General features: G+C 65.9%; 14 protein-coding genes. 6 read left to right on the top strand and 8 right to left on the bottom strand.

Features of this window, described 5'->3' with window-relative positions:
• Positions 1-98 precede the first annotated feature (98 nt).
• The gene (locus ACFOWZ_RS41780) at positions 99-902 is read left to right on the top strand and encodes a hypothetical protein (protein ID WP_382379533.1); all 804 of its coding nucleotides are present in this window, start codon (positions 99-101) and stop codon (positions 900-902) included.
• Between the two features lie 686 nt (positions 903-1,588).
• On the opposite strand, the gene ACFOWZ_RS41775 is transcribed toward ACFOWZ_RS41780, so the two are convergent.
• The 3 genes from ACFOWZ_RS41775 to ACFOWZ_RS41765 are packed head-to-tail and all read right to left on the bottom strand — an operon-like array spanning position 1,589 to position 5,228.
• Entirely contained in the window at positions 1,589-3,541 is a 1,953-nt protein-coding gene (locus ACFOWZ_RS41775; RefSeq protein ID WP_382379532.1) for a DUF3732 domain-containing protein, read from the bottom strand.
• Positions 3,538-4,023, bottom strand: coding sequence for a three component ABC system middle component (locus ACFOWZ_RS41770; protein ID WP_382379531.1), 486 nt, complete (start codon positions 4,021-4,023; stop codon positions 3,538-3,540). Before ACFOWZ_RS41770 ends, ACFOWZ_RS41775 begins: the two co-directional genes overlap by 4 nt.
• Complete coding sequence (locus tag ACFOWZ_RS41765) at positions 4,020-5,228, bottom strand: ABC-three component system protein (RefSeq protein ID WP_382379530.1); 1,209 nt, start codon at positions 5,226-5,228, stop codon at positions 4,020-4,022. Before ACFOWZ_RS41765 ends, ACFOWZ_RS41770 begins: the two co-directional genes overlap by 4 nt.
• Before the next feature lie 100 nt (positions 5,229-5,328).
• Between ACFOWZ_RS41765 and ACFOWZ_RS41760 the strand changes: the two genes are divergently transcribed.
• Positions 5,329-5,634 carry a hypothetical protein gene (locus ACFOWZ_RS41760; protein ID WP_382379529.1) on the top strand — a complete coding sequence of 102 codons (306 nt, stop codon included), beginning with the start codon at positions 5,329-5,331 and terminating at the stop codon, positions 5,632-5,634.
• Positions 5,635-5,653: 19 nt separating this feature from the next.
• On the opposite strand, the gene ACFOWZ_RS41755 is transcribed toward ACFOWZ_RS41760, so the two are convergent.
• From ACFOWZ_RS41755 to ACFOWZ_RS41745, 3 genes are all read right to left on the bottom strand, one after another.
• Positions 5,654-7,486 carry a hypothetical protein gene (locus ACFOWZ_RS41755; protein ID WP_382379528.1) on the bottom strand — a complete coding sequence of 611 codons (1,833 nt, stop codon included), beginning with the start codon at positions 7,484-7,486 and terminating at the stop codon, positions 5,654-5,656.
• A gap of 672 nt (positions 7,487-8,158) precedes the next feature.
• The gene (locus ACFOWZ_RS41750; RefSeq protein WP_382379527.1) at positions 8,159-8,410 is read right to left on the bottom strand and encodes a hypothetical protein; all 252 of its coding nucleotides are present in this window, start codon (positions 8,408-8,410) and stop codon (positions 8,159-8,161) included.
• A gap of 442 nt (positions 8,411-8,852) precedes the next feature.
• Positions 8,853-9,911: a LysR family transcriptional regulator gene (locus ACFOWZ_RS41745; RefSeq protein ID WP_382379526.1), complete on the bottom strand. Its 1,059-nt coding sequence runs from the start codon at positions 9,909-9,911 to the stop codon at positions 8,853-8,855.
• A gap of 69 nt (positions 9,912-9,980) precedes the next feature.
• On the opposite strand from ACFOWZ_RS41745, the gene ACFOWZ_RS41740 reads away from it, so the two are divergent.
• The 4 genes from ACFOWZ_RS41740 (at position 9,981) to ACFOWZ_RS41725 (ending at position 13,300) form a co-directional block, all read left to right on the top strand.
• Positions 9,981-11,267, top strand: a complete 1,287-nt coding sequence (locus tag ACFOWZ_RS41740) for a radical SAM protein (RefSeq protein ID WP_382379525.1) — start codon at positions 9,981-9,983, stop codon at positions 11,265-11,267.
• Positions 11,264-11,917: a dTMP kinase gene (gene tmk / locus ACFOWZ_RS41735; RefSeq protein ID WP_382379524.1), complete on the top strand. Its 654-nt coding sequence runs from the start codon at positions 11,264-11,266 to the stop codon at positions 11,915-11,917. Before ACFOWZ_RS41740 ends, tmk begins: the two co-directional genes overlap by 4 nt.
• Positions 11,908-12,750 (top strand): endonuclease/exonuclease/phosphatase family protein, encoded by an 843-nt coding sequence (locus ACFOWZ_RS41730; protein WP_382379523.1) that lies wholly within the window; start codon positions 11,908-11,910, stop codon positions 12,748-12,750. Before tmk ends, ACFOWZ_RS41730 begins: the two co-directional genes overlap by 10 nt.
• A gap of 61 nt (positions 12,751-12,811) precedes the next feature.
• On the top strand, positions 12,812-13,300 hold the full coding sequence (locus ACFOWZ_RS41725; protein WP_382379522.1) for an NUDIX hydrolase: 489 nt from the start codon (positions 12,812-12,814) through the stop codon (positions 13,298-13,300).
• A gap of 19 nt (positions 13,301-13,319) precedes the next feature.
• Here ACFOWZ_RS41725 and ACFOWZ_RS41720 read toward each other — a convergent pair whose 3' ends face one another.
• Both ACFOWZ_RS41720 and ACFOWZ_RS41715 read right to left on the bottom strand, forming a co-directional pair.
• Positions 13,320-14,228, bottom strand: coding sequence for a phosphotransferase enzyme family protein (locus ACFOWZ_RS41720; RefSeq protein ID WP_382379521.1), 909 nt, complete (start codon positions 14,226-14,228; stop codon positions 13,320-13,322).
• Positions 14,228-15,460, bottom strand: a complete 1,233-nt coding sequence (locus tag ACFOWZ_RS41715) for a helix-turn-helix domain-containing protein (protein ID WP_382379520.1) — start codon at positions 15,458-15,460, stop codon at positions 14,228-14,230. Before ACFOWZ_RS41715 ends, ACFOWZ_RS41720 begins: the two co-directional genes overlap by 1 nt.
• Positions 15,461-15,466 lie beyond the last annotated feature (6 nt).

Raw genomic sequence — 15,466 nt, 5'->3', positions numbered from 1 at the left:
CCTTTCACCAGGACCGCTGGTCCTGGTAACTCGGTGTCCACTGCCTGGGGTGAACCTCACCGGCCATCTGGAGCCTCGCCACGCACCGCGAAATAGGAGTGATCGCCTACAGCTTGGGACAGCCCGCGTCGGGGACCCAAGGTGATGCGGCTGAGCTGCTGCAGCTCCTTCCTGTCAAGGCGCCGTTGATGACGGTGCGAACTCCGAAGCCCGGTCCGCATGCGGCTACCGACGCACTCAACTGGTGGGTGGCGCAGCTCGATGAGATGTTCAGCGTCGTCAGCGACCCGGCCGTTTTCTCCGACGCCGCAGGTATCCACAGCGCACCTAGGCAGATGCAGGCTGTGCTGACCGCTGAGCAACTGTTTCGCCGCGTCGCCTCGCTCCAGGTATCGCACCGCGACCTCAACGCGCGGCGGGTCTTGTTGTTCACGGTGCTTGACACGCTGACGCGGCTGAAGGGAGGAGACCTGGGCAAGCTCTTCAACCTCAGCTTCGCGCGCAAGACATTGGAGCACTTGAAGGAAACCATCCCAACAGAAGCTGCCGAGATCTTGCTTCCTGCTGCCGAGCGAGCCGTGAAGGCTCTCGAAGGCGTGCAAGACGGCTTCTATCTCCGCCGGCAGCTGGGTACTGCGAACGTTGAACTAGCAGGAAGCGGCGGCCGCATAGATCGGCTTGCGCCGGAGAAGGCTGCGGCGGAGTACCTGACGCTTCTGCGCAATGCGACGCATGGCCATGGTACGAACAAGTCAGCGCGCGTCGACCGGACCAATGCGCTGCTGGCTCATCACACCGGCCACCTGCCTGATGACTTGGACTTGCTGGGCTACCTCTACCTTCTCGATGTGCTGGCCCGTCCGCGCGAGTTGCGGCGGCGGCTCTACAGCGAAGGGCGGTAGCCCGCTGTTCGATGACGTTCGGCTTGGTGCTGTGCCGCATCCTGGCTCTTGCGGATCTGGGGTCTACCGGCTTGAGGCTGCGCTACCCGGCCTGCCGCCAGCGCTGGCGGCAGGCCGGAGTGGTGGTGAGCTGTCGCTCGTCTGGGCCCGGCCTCGCCTGGTGCCGGGTCCAGAGCTGGTGTTTGTCAGTCGGTCACGCAGGGGCTTGGTAGGTGACCATCGGCCACGCCGTCGTAGTTGGTGTCGATGGGAATCCAGGTGTTCCTGTTGATCCCGCAGGCGAAGTAGATGCCGCCGACCACAGCTGGCAAGCAGGCGTAGTCCATGGTGTTGCGCAGATGGCGCTCATAACCACGTGCCCCTTCAAACGATGCGGCCCTCGGAGATCCACTGCGCCATCTCGGCGGTCGCCTCCGGTAGCGCTTGACGAAGTCGAAGACAACGAAGCCCTCTATGCGGCCTCCAGCCCCGATGACCGCATCGGCCAGCTGACCATTCGCAACCCCTTCATCGAACTGACTGGGAGGAGCGCGGCGGCGGCAGCTGAGACACACAGCGACCTGCGGTTCGGTCCTGTGTTCGTCGAGCTGGCGGCACCGGTGCGCCCGTCAACCCCTGGCGATCCGCCGAGTCTCTACCAGGCAGGACTTCGACCGGTGATCTCACCGCGGCCGGCTGGCCTGGCGTCAGCCTGCGGTGATCCACTCCGCCGGGACCAGGGCGCCTTGACCGTCACGCCACCGCCGGATCACTGCAGATGCGAAGACCGGTTGCTCCAGGTCTGCGTGTTCCATGGCGATGACCTGGAGCTTGCCGTCCGCGGTGGTGATGGTGTTGGCGATGGCTTGGTACGCGCGCAGTAGAGCTGTCCGGTCGGACTCTGCGGCTGGCTGTAGGTCTGTTCCTTTGTAGTCCGCGGGGAAGTAGACCTGGGAAGGCTGGTCGAGAACGAGCAGCTGCGGCACTGGCCGATTATGGTCGATGAACCACTCGTGCAGGCTCAAGAACGCGGCCAGGTGGTAGCCCAGCCAGTTTTGCCCGCCGCCGATCTCCTTGAGTGGGACTGGTCCGTCGTCGGTGTCGGCCACGACGGTGAGGCGGCGCAGGTCGAACCGGATGGGGGCGTCCGAGTGCTCGAGGACGAGTGCGCGGGCCTTTGCGGTGATCTTCTGGTTGATCAGTGACAGGCTGCTATTGACCCGGTCGGCCTGCACGTCGTGGCCGAGGGCCTCCTCCAGTTCCTCGATGGCCGCGCGCATCTCTTCGCGCTGGTCGCGGATGCGGGGGGCGACTGTGTAACGTGCGGCGTTCTCCAGGAACAGGCTGATGCGTCCGCAGACGGCGGCGGCGCGTAGCGTGGTGTCGCGGTACCGTGCGGCCTCGCGCATGCCTGCCTCGAGTGCGTCGCGTTCGTCGTGGTTGGCGCTGAGTGCGCGGCGGTGCTCGCGGAGCAGTTCTTCTTGCTCGTCGATGAGGGCCTGGATCTGCGGGGTGTCGTCGCTGACGTGGACGACGTTGGCGTTGAGCTCCTCCAGGTCTGTCCGCAGTGCGATCGCGACGGCGCTCGGGGCGGTCACTTCGCTGTTGCAGACCGGGCATGCTTCCAGAGAGGTGTCAGGGCTGACTTTGAGCAGTGACAAAGAAGTCAAGCGTTCGCGGTGGTCGAGTGCTTGCGTCAGGAACTCGCTGCGGTCGCGGAGTGCGCTTCTGAGTTCAGCGAGCCGGGCGCGCGTCTGCTGGAAGGCGATGCGCAGTCGATCCCGCTCCTGCGAGAGGGCGGCCAGGGGATCGTCTTCGTCCTCGGGGATCTCGGGCAGACCAGGCAAGGGTGCCGAGGCGGCGGCGCCGAGCAGCGCGAGCGCGTCGTCCAGCGTGAGCTCGTCGGTGTTCAGAGGGTCGAGCAGCGAGGTCTCGACCGCTTCCCTTACCAGGGCACGGGCCTGTCCGGACGCGGGCGCTGCGGATTCCTGTTGGTTGAGATCTCGCTCATGGTTCCGCAGTTCGGACTTCATCCGCTGCAACTGTGCACGCTGCAAGGCCTGTTCGGGATCCACAGCCCCGATGAAGTAGGGGAAGATGTCGCGGATCGTCCTGGGGCCGTGATCCTCCCCCTGCGAGTGGAACAGGTGGTCGGGATTCGCCACCACGTTTTGGGCTTGAATGCAGAAGTACAGGGCATGGCGGATGGACGGGGCCATGGTGTTGCCCCGGGTGGTTGGCATGCGGATTGAGAGGTCGATGCCCGTGAACTCGGCGAGCAGCCGGCGCGCGGCCTCGATGGTGAAAGTGAACTGCATCTGCTCTGCAGCCAGCGGGAGATCCCCTGGCTGCTGGAAGACCAGGCAGAGCTGGGGGGCTGGGGTGGTTCCGCGCGCTGCAGGGCGGGCCACGAACAGCTGGCGGTCGCTGCGTACGATCTGCACCGCGAAAACGTCGACGTACTCACGCAGCTTGCCCGCGCTGATGGGGTAGTTGTCGCCGCTGCTGGCCATGCAGTAGTTGGTGACATCCCAGATGGAGGTCTTGCCCGTGAGGGAGTCGCCAGTGACGATGTTGAGTTCGCCGAGGTTGAACTCTAGGCTGCGCACCTGACCGGGCTGCTTGCCGTACAGGGTCAGGGACTTGAGCTGCCAGGTCACGGTCGTACTCCAAGCAGGGTGAGGACGGTGGCGGTGGGTCCGCCGGTGGGCAGCCACCGGCCGAGCATGTGGGCGGCCTTCTGGACCGCGGCGGCTTCGGTTGACCGGTTCCGGATCCCCTTCGGAATGGCCTTGTCGCGCAAGGTAAGTGCGGCCCCATCCAGAACGAGGACCTGGGTTTGCAGTGCGAACAGCAGTCCGGGTCGCACCACGGTGAGAAGTCCGGGGGCGTTGGCGGACATGTGAACTTTGATGGTCCCGTTGTTTTCCGCCCACTGGGCCATGTTGGCGTTGGCGTTCGGTAGCAGGTCCCGGACCGCAGGTTGCAACGCCATGACAGCGGAGGCGACCACGAGGGGTAGCGGACCGGGGCGTTCGTGCGCGTCCAGGTGGCCTTGAACGACGCGGGCGCAGACCAGGGCGGTGAAGGCCGGGTTATACAGCGCCCGCTCTTCCCTGCTCCACTCGACAGGGCTGCTCATTTGCTCGACACCGACCCGAGCAGCGCCATGAGGCGCTCCTGGAACTCGGGGTGCCAGCCGACCCGCTGCTCGTCAGCGAGGATCTGGTATGAGCCCTTGGTGACGAACGGCTCGTCGCATCCCGGCCGGATGGGGAACCGGGCATGGTGATCAACCCACCGGTAGATGGCGCGGGCCTCGCGGACCTTAGCCTCCTCCGCGGCCTCTTGCCCCAACTCCTCGCGCATCTCCTCGAAACGGCTTGACCACTCCTCGACGAGGCGCTTCTCGTACTTGCCCAGCTCACCCGGCCGGAGCAGGTTGTCGTTGAGCCACCTCGACCGCTGGGTGAACGCCCGCAGGTAGTCGCTGACCGCCTGCTGGATCCTGCTGTCGCCGACATTCACGAGGCGCAGTTGCCGGACGTAGACCTGTTCTCCGCCGTCAGGGTCCGCGCCGCCTGTCTCAGGCAGGTCGTCGTCGATGGGCAGGCTGTCCGGGCCGAAGCCTTTGCGGCGGTCACTGAACACCACGTCGAACTCCAAGCCGGTCACCGGCCCCGACGCGGGGTCGCGCAACTGGGCGACGACCCTGCGGAAGAACCACCCGTCCAGGCGCTCCAGAAAGACCTTCGCGTGTTCGTGGCCCACGGCGAGGCCCAGCAGGCGCTGGAGGCGCTCGGTCGTCTCGTCGATGTCAGGCGCCGCGTCGAGCACGCGAACCCGCTCGAGCAGGGATCGACGCTGGTCTGCCGTCAGCTTGTCCCACGCCTCGTACGCGGACTTGTTGGTCTCGTTCCTGGAGGTGCGACGGGCTTCATCTAGCAGCCCGAGCGCCTTCGCTTCGTCACGGGGGCTGCCAGGGCCCGGAGGCCGGAGGTGGTAAGCGGCTCCCTCCGCGACGGCCTCGGCGGTCGTGAGCAGGAAAAAGGTGGGGCGATCCTGGCTGGCCGCAGACTCGGCCCAACCGGTGGCCCAGATCCGCAGGCTCTTCCACAGGTCAGTGGCCTTGTCAGTCATCTTGGTCCCTGCGGCGCGGTGCTTGAGCTGGTAGAGGCCCGGTCCCGCGTCCTCGTGGACCTCGATGTCGTCGCCGGCTTCGATGGCCACGGACCAGTCGGGACCGGCTCCTGTCTGTTCGACGCAGAAGTAGAGCGCCTTGCGGAGCTGATAGAGATAGCCGACCGCCGAAGCCGACGCCTCGAACAAGTCGATCTGCTCACCCATCCCGAACCTCCCCGCCGCGTCGCCCGCCGATCACATGATCCGGCCGTCCCGCCGTTAACCGTGGCGAGGCACTCGCGTGTTACACGGCGTTATAGCAGCGATGCACGTGAGGATGGTGCGGACAGGCGTCCAGGACGTCCCCGCCCAGGTTCGTGATCTGCAGGCTGCCGGATTCACCGACATCGAGATCACGCCAACGTTCGAGGCCGCGGACGGCATGTACTCCGCGATCGTGCGCGCCGTGAAGCCGCTCGACAGCGAGCCGGTCCCCGCGACGGCCTCGGCCCAAGAAGTGGGCTCGTGCTGTGGCGTCAGCGCTTGCTGCACGACCGAGGAACAGGCCGTTGACCCAGGCGTCACCGTGGCCGAAGCGAAGACCGCGTCGGGGTGTGGCTGTCAGGCGTAACGACCGGTGCGGACTGGGGTCACCCTTGATCGAGAGCCAGGTGGACGCGGGGAGCGGGCGGGTCGAGATCGTCGGCTTGCACGGTGACGATCAGTCGGTCGGATACGGCGAGACCAGACGAGGCTCGTCGCGAGAGTTTGCGTCCCCGCCGTGACACCCGGTGCCCGGACATCTGGTTGATCGCCTTCTCCACGGGACGCCAGCGGGAAGGCGGTACGGCCAAGGCGGCGGATGCGAGGTCGTGCCACGAATCGGGATCCGCGAGCTGGATCTCGTCCAGCGCTCTGAGGACTTCTCCGGGAACACCCGCGGTTGGACGTTCAGGCCGGTTGTTGGCGGAGTACGCGTAGTAGTCATTCATGAGGCTGGACGTGGTGTCGAGCAAGATCAGCTCGCCGGGCCTGGGAGTCGTGGGCGCGATCCGGTGTTCACACCACGCTCCCAGCGCGTCGGCTTCCACGAAGATGCGTGGCCCGCCCGCCTTGTTGATCCGGGCACGGGTGGCGGCGTAGGCGTGGAACTCAGCGGGATGCCTGAGGATGTCCGCGATCATGAGCACGTCGGCGAGGTTGACGAACCAGGTTCCCTCGTCGGGCACGCCTGCGCGTTTGCCGCTGTCGGGGAGCACCGACGCGAACGGATCCACGCGCTCCAGGGTGACGATGACCGAGACGATGTGGGTCCTGTTGATGGTGCCGTGCCACTTCTTCCTGTTCTGCTGGAAGTTCGACGCTCCAGAGCGGAGGTACTCGATCGTCCGGGCGTTCTGATCGAGCGCTTTGTCGACGAGCTCGGCTGCCTTCTTCCGGATTCGATCGGGGGCGCCTCGCCTCGCCGGATCGGTCAGCCGGCCGCCCTTGGCCTCGACGATGACGGTGGCGCCGGGGAGCGCTACGAGGACGTCGATGTCGGGACGTTGTCCGTCCCAGGGGTAGGTGACGGAGGCGTGGACGTTGTCGGCCCCGAAGACCTGCGACAGAACCTCGCAGGTTAGTTCCTCGCAGGTGTCCTGCCGGCGCTTGTCGAACGCTTCGAGCAGCTGAGGGCCTTGTTGGCACGCTTCGGCGGCCCAGTCCAGTGCGCAGTGGATGAAGTCGCCGGGGACAGCCCACAGGTGACGGCCGCCGGGCACTGTGACGATCGGGCGGCGCCGCAACGTGTTGGCGGCGTGGAGGCTGTCCAGTTCGGGTTGGCTGCCCAGGGCCGTGCTGAGGGAGCCGAGTAGGGCTTCCAGCTGATCTCGCGGGATCGAAGTCCGTTGTGCCAGCAGAGAAGCGAGGTCGTCCTCCAGAGGAGCCGCACCGAACGTCGCCATCCCGGCGGCATGCGCAGCCGCGTACTGGACCACGGTGGCGTGGTCCGCCCGCGGAGGGATTTGATCCAGGACCACCTGAAATTCTTGCTGCACCCGGCGGAGACGTTCGCACTGCACGTCGAAGTAGACATCTGCGACGGTGAGAGCATCGCCGAGCGCGAAGCCGAGCGACGTCCGGGACTTGTCGGCGAGTGGTTCCACGATCGCCTTGAAGATGGGGCGTAGTTGTTCCGGGTAGCCGAGCATGCGGTCGAAGCGTTGCTCGAATTCGAGGAGGTTCCTGGCGCTGGTGAGCGAATCGCGGGGACCGACGCGAAGGGCTTTGGCCTCGTGTACTCGGTTCTCGGCGATCGCGTACTCACGGAGAAGCCGGTCCAAGTCGTACAGGACCTGCGGGTGATAATCGGCCCCGAGTCGGGACAGGACATCGTCGACCGGCATGCCGGTGACCAATCCTCCGTAGAACTCGAGGACGGCGTCGCTGCCGAAGTTGGCAGGACCAGGTAGAGCTCGGCGCATGCTGGTCAGAACGGTCAAGCTGCTGTAGGTAAGGAGAGGGTCCGCGGCTGCCGCGGTGGCTCGGATCTCTTCCAGCAGCAGTGGGAGCCGTCGCTCGGCAGCTTCAGCCTGGTGAAGGGTGCCCTGCTGAATCGCACGGAGTTCGGCCTCGTGTGGTCGCACGACCTGCCGCACGCCGTTGGAAGTGTGCCCACTGGCGGAAATCGTGGATGAGCCCAAGTACGGAGCCAGGGGATTCTGGCGACGTTGTGCGCCGCGGCCCGGTCGTGAGGTCAATGACCACCACCAATACATCGTTCGTCCAGAGCGGACGATACGCCCGCAGGTGGACGGGTTGAGGGCGCCGGAGAGCGTGTCGTGGGCTTCGCACAGCAGTTCTGGCCGCCGGTTTGTTGGCCGGTGGTGTGTCGTGTGTCGCCATCCGGGCGGCCAAGATCACGCCGCTGCCCGGAGCGCCTGCGGCGACGGCCACGAAGCCGGTGCCGCAGGCCCTCACCCTGTCGGTGGCGAGTGCCCGCCGTGACGGCGAGAACGGTCTGGCTGCTGCGGCGCGTGCTGACGTCAACGGCTGGCTCCTGCTGCTGACCAGGGCCGCTGGGTCCGCGCCGACGAGGCGTTCCCGATGCTGGTTGAGCGCTTGCAGACCCAGAACATCAAGCTGCGCGAGGTCGTGCGCGGTGCTTTCGTCGCTTACTCGCGCTTGCGTAGCACGTGAAACGGCACGAGCTGGTCGACCAAGTACAGCTTCTCGCGGCGGCCGTCGGCATAGCTGATCTCGTAGTTGACGACACCGAGCCAGTCACCCTCAACGCTGGGAAAGCGCCCGTGAAGCCGGCCTTGGACTTCACCGGTCAGATCAAGGCCGGTGGGGATGACGTGCCTCGCAGCGCCGGGCACGCGGGCGAACAGCCGGTCCAGCCGGACACCGACTCCGGTGAGCACAGCTCTTCGGCCATGGACGCTGTCACCCTCCCAGATCGTGAACGGGCTGCTAAGCACGTTGGCCGTCCGTTGAAGTCAGCGCTGCCTGTGATCGGCGTAGGGCGAGCTCGAAGTACCGCTCGTCGGACAGTTCGGCTCGGTCAGGAGCGGGCGCCGTGGCGGCCAGGTGCCAGAAGTGATCGGCGCCGTCGGTGGCGCAAGCCAGGCAGCTGATGCGGGCCACACCGTCATGCACGACCGCACGGAACTCGGAGTGGCCGAGAGTGTGCCGACCGAGCTTGCACCGCGCCGGCAAGAGTGCGACCCGCCGGCCAGTCGAGTCGTACTTGTACGTGAGGTTGCCGTCCATTTGGGACGGTTCGAGAAGCTGCCGATCCATGAGGTGAGAACCTATCACTGGCTTCGCACATATGTTCGGTTGGACGCGTGTGGCGGGCTGCGCTTAACCCGGCAGAGTGGCAGGAACCGATCGAGCCGGGCTCGCTGCGGCGAACGCATCCCACAGCAGATTGAGGGGATGGTCGGCTGCGTAGCGGTCCCGCTCAGCTTTGCGGGCGAAGATGCCGGTGACGATCTCCAGTGCCGGCTCGTAGTCGTCGGCGAGGTCGATCTTGCGTAGGCCGCGACCGGGCAGGCGTCCTTCGAGGACGGCGTCGGCGACTCGTTCGGTGGTGAGCATGCATCCGTGCATCAGCTCGGAGTTGAGCAGGTTGAGGCCGTAGTTGAGGGAATCGATGTCGGCGATTACGTCGAGCGTGCCGCGGTAGTCGGGGCCGTACCAGCGGCCGAGGAACTGAGCGAGCAGGCCGGCTGTCGGTGCGAGCAACGGCAGGGTGGGCAGCTTGGCTGAGGTCACCGGGGTATCGGGCAGTTCGCGGGTGGTGAGGTTGGTGAGTAGTGCGACGCGTTCGCGGTGCCACTCCAGGAAGTCGTACTCGAGTTCGGGCGGCCGGCCTGGTTGGGCCGCGAAGCTGCCGCACACCATGTCCACCTTCTTGGCATCGAGTTTGCGCCACAGATCGCGTGTCCGTACGTGCTCGATGTTGAGGTGGATGTCGCGGCGTTCGAAGTCCTCCCGCAATGAAGGCCACACGGCGCCGAGGAACTCCACGGTGAACTCCGTGGTGCCGAAGGTAACGGTCGATCCGAGCCTTCGCCGACTGCGGTGCAGGCTGTCAGTCCACGAGGCCAAGGTCTGGATCGCCAGCGCGACGATCTCCTCACCGGATGGGGTGAACAGGAAGTCCTTGCCGCGGCCCTGTTTCAGCACCAGCGCTTCGCCAACGAGGCGGGTTGCGGCGCGATTGAGGTTGTCGAGCTGCTTCTGCACGCTGGACTGCTCGCGGCCCAGGACGCGCGCGGCACGTTGCGCGGTGCCCGTGGTGTGGACGACGGCGAGGGTGCGGAGCTGATCGAGGCTGACGTCGAGCATCTCCGGCGGGCAGCCGAGCAGGGTTGCCAGCAGTTCCTCTGCGTCGACGTGGTCTTCGATGTCGGGCACGGTCGCCTCCTTGTTCCGGCCTGTCGCGGACGCACCCTGACATGCGAGTTGTTCGCGTGGACAGTTGGGTTGTCGCTGATCGCAGTTGTACTCGCACTGTCCAAAAGATGTCCACTCGAACATCTAAAGTCGCGCTACTGTACTTCCGAACATCTAATTGGGGGTGCTCAATCCGGCACTCGATCATCGGCGGCATCGGCAAACCGCCTGCCGCGGACGGGGAGGTTCACGATGACCAGTGCTCGCAGCATCGCCGAAGAGGCGCTCGCCAGCTCCTGCTACTTCCGTACCACAGTGGACAGTCCGTATCGCAAAGCTCTCGTGCAGATCAACGAGGACTGCAACCTGCGCTGCGCCCACTGCTTCGTGTCCGCGACCCGCGTCGGCAGGCAGATGCCTCTTGCCGACGTGGTCGGCAAGGTGATCCCGCAGCTGAGCGAGGCACGGGTTCGGCGGATCACCCTCACAGGTGGTGAGCCCACCATCCACCCCGACTTCATGGCCATCGTGCACGCGTTCCGCGCGGCCGGCATGGACGTCGGGATCTGCACGAACGCCACCACCCTGAGCGATCAGCAGATCGCCGAACTCGCCAGTCTCGAAGTGCACTGCAATGTCTCGCTCGACGGATTCGCCGCAGACTCGCACGGCAAGTTCCGCGGCGACCAGGCCAGCTTCGACGTCACCGTTTCCACGGTGAAGAAGCTCGGCGCGGCTGGGATTCTGCAGGGGTTGCTGTGCACACCGAACTCGTTGGCACAGAACGAGGAGTACGTCGAGCTGTGCGAGTTCGCCCGCGCGAACGGGGCACGCTACGTGCTGCTCAACCCGCTGGGCAGCATGGGCCGCGGGGTCAAGTCGCAGGGTCGACTCGCGAAGACCACCCTGCACATGCAGGAAATCCATGAGCTGACAGAGCCGTTCAACGGCCCTGACCTCGACATCGCGCACATCCGTTTCCCGAACACCGCGGGAAAGCCGCTGTCGGGCTGCGAAGCGGGGACGATCATCTACGTGTTCACGCCAGGCGAGGTCACCGTGTGCCCGTACTTGGTGTTCGCCGCACGCACTCCCGCATCCCAGCACGCCGACACCGAGTTCATCGTCGGCAACATCTTCACCGACACGGACATCGCGCAACGCCTGGACGACTACCGGTTCCACGACCGCTACCAGGCTGGCACCAACAGCACGTGCGCGTCGTGCTCGATGAACGCCGGATGCGGCAAGGGCTGCCCGGCCGCCGTGATCGCGTCCGGCGGCCGGATCGGCGATGTCGATGCCGAGCAGTGCCCGGTCACGACCGCTGATCAGGTTGCGGGAGAACGTCGGCTGCTGCCGCTGATGCCGGTATGACCGACTTCTTCGACGAACCGCGACGCCTGCCAGGAACGCTGATCACGCTGGACGGCCCCGGAGGCGTCGGCAAGTCCACCGCGGCGAAACTGGTCGCCGACACGTTGATCGCAGCGGGCGTGCCGGTGCTCGCGACAGCTCAACCGTCCCGAGCACCGCTGGGCGAGCTCGCGCGGCACGGCACCGACACCTACAAAGGCATGGCCCTGGCCTGCCTGTGCGCGGCGGACCGGCACCACCAGCTCGACGCCGAGATCAAACCCGCACTCTGCGACGGGAAGGTGGTCATCTGCGACCGCTACGTCGCCTCCTCGCTCGTCCTGCAAGGGCTCGACGGACTGTCCGCCGAGACGGTGTGGCAGCTCAACCACGGCGTCTACCGGCCAGACCTCTCTGTCATCCTCAACGGCGACCCCACCGTGATCGACCACCGCCTCCGCTCACGCGGCGGGCACAGCCGCTTCGAACGCGCCGAGGACAACAGCGACATGGAATCCGGGCTCTACGTCCACGCTGTCGTGGACCTGAAGGCCAAGGGCTGGCCGGTGGAGACGCTGGACTGCACCACCGACGACGCGGCCACGATCGCTGCCAGGATCGTGTCCCTGATCCACCGAGTACTCGAGGAGAAGATCCCGGTATGCCGCTGAGCCTGCTCACCGTCAACGTCGGCGCCCCGTCGATCGACCGCGCGCGCCGGCAGCTGCACTGGCTGGCTGCCCGCCCCGAGGACGTCCTGGTACTGACCGAGACCAAGGCCACCGCGGGCAGCGTGTTCTTGGCAGAGGCCTTCACCGCGGCCGGGTACTCGGTGACGTTCCCTGAACACGCTCACGGCGAGCTCGGCGTGATGATCGTCAGCAAGCTCGCCACCACGCTGGACCCCCTCGGCGCAGCCTTGGACTACCTGCCCGCACGCGCTGCTGGCGTCATTGTCGACACCGACGAAGGACCGCTCCGCGTCGTGGGTGTGTACGTGCCGTCCCGCGACGCCACCTTGGAGAAAACCGACCGGAAGAAGACGTGGCTCGTCCGGTTCGGCGAAGCCCTGAAACGGACGGCTTCCGACGAGTCGCTGGTCGTACTCGGCGACCTGAACGTGCTCGAACCCGGCCATCAGCCCGCCCACCGCGGCCAGTTCGCCCAGTTCGAGTACGACTTCTACACCGGCTTGACCAAGCTGCACGACCTCGCCGACCTGTTCCGGCACCTGCACCCCGAACTGGTCGAACACAGCTGGGCACGCCGTCCGGAACTCGGCTATCGCTACGACCACGCTCACGGCTCACCTGCGGTCGTCCAGCGGCTCATGGCCTGCGACTACGTGCACGAGACCAGGGAACTCTCGCCGGACGGCACGCGGCTGACGGATCATTCGGGACTCGCCGTCCGGTTGTCGCTGACCGCGAACAGGACGCTGCTAACGTCGGACCCCACCACGGCGGTCGACGCGCACAACGAGCCGGAGCCGACTCTGTTCTGAACTCCGGCACCACTCGCGCAGGCTGCCGCCCGATCAGCCAACCGCGAGGAACGCCCGCCGGATGTCCACCACCCTCACCCCACGCATCGGCGCCCGAGTGCTGCTGCTCGACACCCACGACCGCGTGCTGCTCATCCACGCCTGCGACCCGCACGACCGCGGCCACGACTGGTGGGAGCTGCCCGGCGGCGGCTTGGACGAGGGCGAGGAGCCGGTCGACGCCGCTCGCCGCGAAGTAGCGGAGGAGACCGGAATCGTTCTTCCAGCGCTGGGCCGCAAGCTGTGGATCCGGGAATCCCGGTTCCACTACAAGGGGCGCGACCATCACCGCATCGATCACGTCTTCCTGGCTCGTGCCACGGACACGGCACCAAAGGTCGCACTCAAGCCCACTGAGAACGAGAAGGCCGGGCTGATCGAACGGCGTTGGTGGTCAGCTGCTGAACTCCGCGAGTGCACGGACAAACTGCTGCCCGCACAGCTCCCCACTCTGCTTGATGACCTTCTCATGGGTGTACTGAGCACCACACCACTTAGGCTGGTCGACTGAAGCTGGTTCGACCTGGCGCTCAGAGGATGAACCACCTGGAGTTCGCGTCTCCTCCCAGCTGAGCGATCCGCCGATGTACCTCTGCGGCTTGCGGCGTTCCTGGTGCAGACTTTCGCGCGTTCGTGGTGATCATCCTCAGCTCGCGCAGGTCCCTGAAGACCTCGTAACCCGACCATTCGCGGACATCCCGCCCATAACGCTCGCAGAACCCGTCGTACTCCTCCGACGGGAACCCGAACCTTCGGCAGTGAACCTCGATGGTCACGAGGTCCCACTCCACTGGGCCGAAGACGGCGCTTTCCCAGTCGCACAGGACTGCTCCATGAACGTCGTTGTCCCACAACGTGTTGCGGTGCTGAGGGTCGCCGTGGATGAGTCGAGGTCGGCTTGTCTCGACGAACTGCAGGCGAGCACCTACGCCGTTGAGGAACTCCTCCAGCACAGCCCGTTCGTCGTCGGAGACGATGGTGCTGGCGTCGATCGAGTGGCGGATCATTCCGAGCGCGTCCAGCTGCGGCAGCTCTAGAGGCACCGTTTCGAGGCTGTGCAAGGACAAGAGTGGCCGTGCGATGTCTTCTGCGGTGACCGCTTGGTCCTGTGGGAGGTAACGCCACAGGGTGACCGCGCAGCCGGCCAGGTGCATCGGCTGCTCGACGTCGAGCAGGGGAACGGTGGGCACGTGCTGCCCAGCCAGCCACCGCACCAGCTTGACGACGTCTTCGGTGTGCCTGATGCCGGGACGTACGACCTTGACGACTACCGGCGCCGTGGTCAGCTGGTAAACCGCATTCGTCTGGTGTCTGAGCAGCATCATGCCGGCAGGATCGAGTCCAGCCCGGAGGCATGCCTCGATCGCGACAAACTGGGTGCGGTTCGGACTGAACGTGGACTCGGTGATTTGCGGCAGCTCGTGGCCGGCCACCGCCATCAGGTTCCGCTCTTCTTCGGTGCCACGAGTTCACGGAGTTCGCTGACCGCGGGACGTTCCCACCGCTGCGTGGGGATCGCCTGCACGACATCAGTCGCTCGCTTGAGGACGATGCGTGTGCGGTGGTCTGCAGGCAGGTTGAGCAGGGTGTCGACGGCGAGGGTGCATGCGTCGTCGATATCGCCGTCAACGGCCTCGCCGACCGCCTGGTCGAGCCTGATCAAGGCTGGGTCGATGACGAGCGTCGGATCGCTGCGGTAACGCTCGAGCGCCTCTTGCTGGACGTGACGAGCACGGTCGAACTCACCCAGGTAGGTGAGCGTGCCGGACAGGTACAACAACAGCCGCTTGTCGTTGAACTCGAACGCGGCGTCGGTCGACGGTTCATCCAACCGGTCGACGAGGCGCTGTGCGGTGGCCATGGCCCGCTCGGCACCTTCGGCGTCACCGAGCCGTGCGAGGGCGCGGCCTTCCGCTGCTGCTGCAAGCGCGTTGGCACCGCAAACCTCGTCGGCGGCCAGCGCTTGTGCCTCCTGGGCCAGGGAAACGGTGCGCTGCAGTCGTCCGTAGTAGTACGGGAGCATGGCCTCTTGTGCTCGGACCTGCGCCCGCAAGCGGCCGTTGGTGGTGTCGTCAGCCGCAAGACGAGCAGTGCCGTACCAGTAGCGTGCTCGGTCGATCTCGCCGAGTTTCATCAGAGCGTCCGCGCTCAGCAGTCCGAGGACTGCTGTCGCTGTGGACAGTCGTTCTTGCACCCTTGCGGGCTGCCGTTCCTCTGCGAGCTGCTGCACTTCAAGTAGATCTGGCATGAGCTCAGTGAGGACCTGAGCGGGCGGCGTGTGGGTGTAGCTGTCGATCCGGTCGCCGACCCGTTCCTCGATCAGCTCCAGTCGTTCCACCGAACCGAGTCCCTTCGAAAGCGTCTGGTCGACGAGCAGGCGGGTTCGGTCCAGCCGTCCGAAGAGATCATCCTGGACCGCGGATCGCTCCGGCCAGATGATCGCGAGGGCAGTGGACGTGGACGACGTCGTCTGTTCGAGCAGCTCGTCGAGTTCGGGGAGGGAGAGTCCGAGCGCTTCTGCGAGCTTCAGCCGCTGCGCTGCTTGAGGTGTTTGTCCCCTGCGCCAACGCGAGACGGTTGAACGGTCGACACCAAGCGCCGCAGCCAACGAGTCGATCGTGTAGCCAGTGCGCTTGCACGCTTCGATGAACATGTCGCGTTTGGGGCTCATCGACGT

The organism is Lentzea rhizosphaerae (assembly GCF_042649515.1).
Taxonomy (GTDB): domain Bacteria; phylum Actinomycetota; class Actinomycetes; order Mycobacteriales; family Pseudonocardiaceae; genus Lentzea; species Lentzea aerocolonigenes.
This window is presented reverse-complemented; position numbering and strand designations above follow the sequence as displayed.

Excerpts from the sequence above, each read along its gene's own strand:
- ACFOWZ_RS41770 (WP_382379531.1), bottom strand. The coding sequence starts at position 4,023 with ATGAGCAGCCCTGTCGAGTGGAGCAGGGAAGAGCGGGCGCTGTATAAC.
- ACFOWZ_RS41765 (WP_382379530.1), bottom strand. The coding sequence starts at position 5,228 with ATGGGTGAGCAGATCGACTTGTTCGAGGCGTCGGCTTCGGCGGTCGGC.
- ACFOWZ_RS41760 (WP_382379529.1), top strand. The coding sequence starts at position 5,329 with ATGCACGTGAGGATGGTGCGGACAGGCGTCCAGGACGTCCCCGCCCAG.
- tmk (WP_382379524.1), top strand. The coding sequence starts at position 11,264 with ATGACCGACTTCTTCGACGAACCGCGACGCCTGCCAGGAACGCTGATC.
- ACFOWZ_RS41730 (WP_382379523.1), top strand. The coding sequence starts at position 11,908 with ATGCCGCTGAGCCTGCTCACCGTCAACGTCGGCGCCCCGTCGATCGAC.
- ACFOWZ_RS41725 (WP_382379522.1), top strand. The coding sequence starts at position 12,812 with ATGTCCACCACCCTCACCCCACGCATCGGCGCCCGAGTGCTGCTGCTC.
- ACFOWZ_RS41720 (WP_382379521.1), bottom strand. The coding sequence starts at position 14,228 with ATGGCGGTGGCCGGCCACGAGCTGCCGCAAATCACCGAGTCCACGTTC.
- ACFOWZ_RS41715 (WP_382379520.1), bottom strand. The coding sequence starts at position 15,460 with ATGAGCCCCAAACGCGACATGTTCATCGAAGCGTGCAAGCGCACTGGC.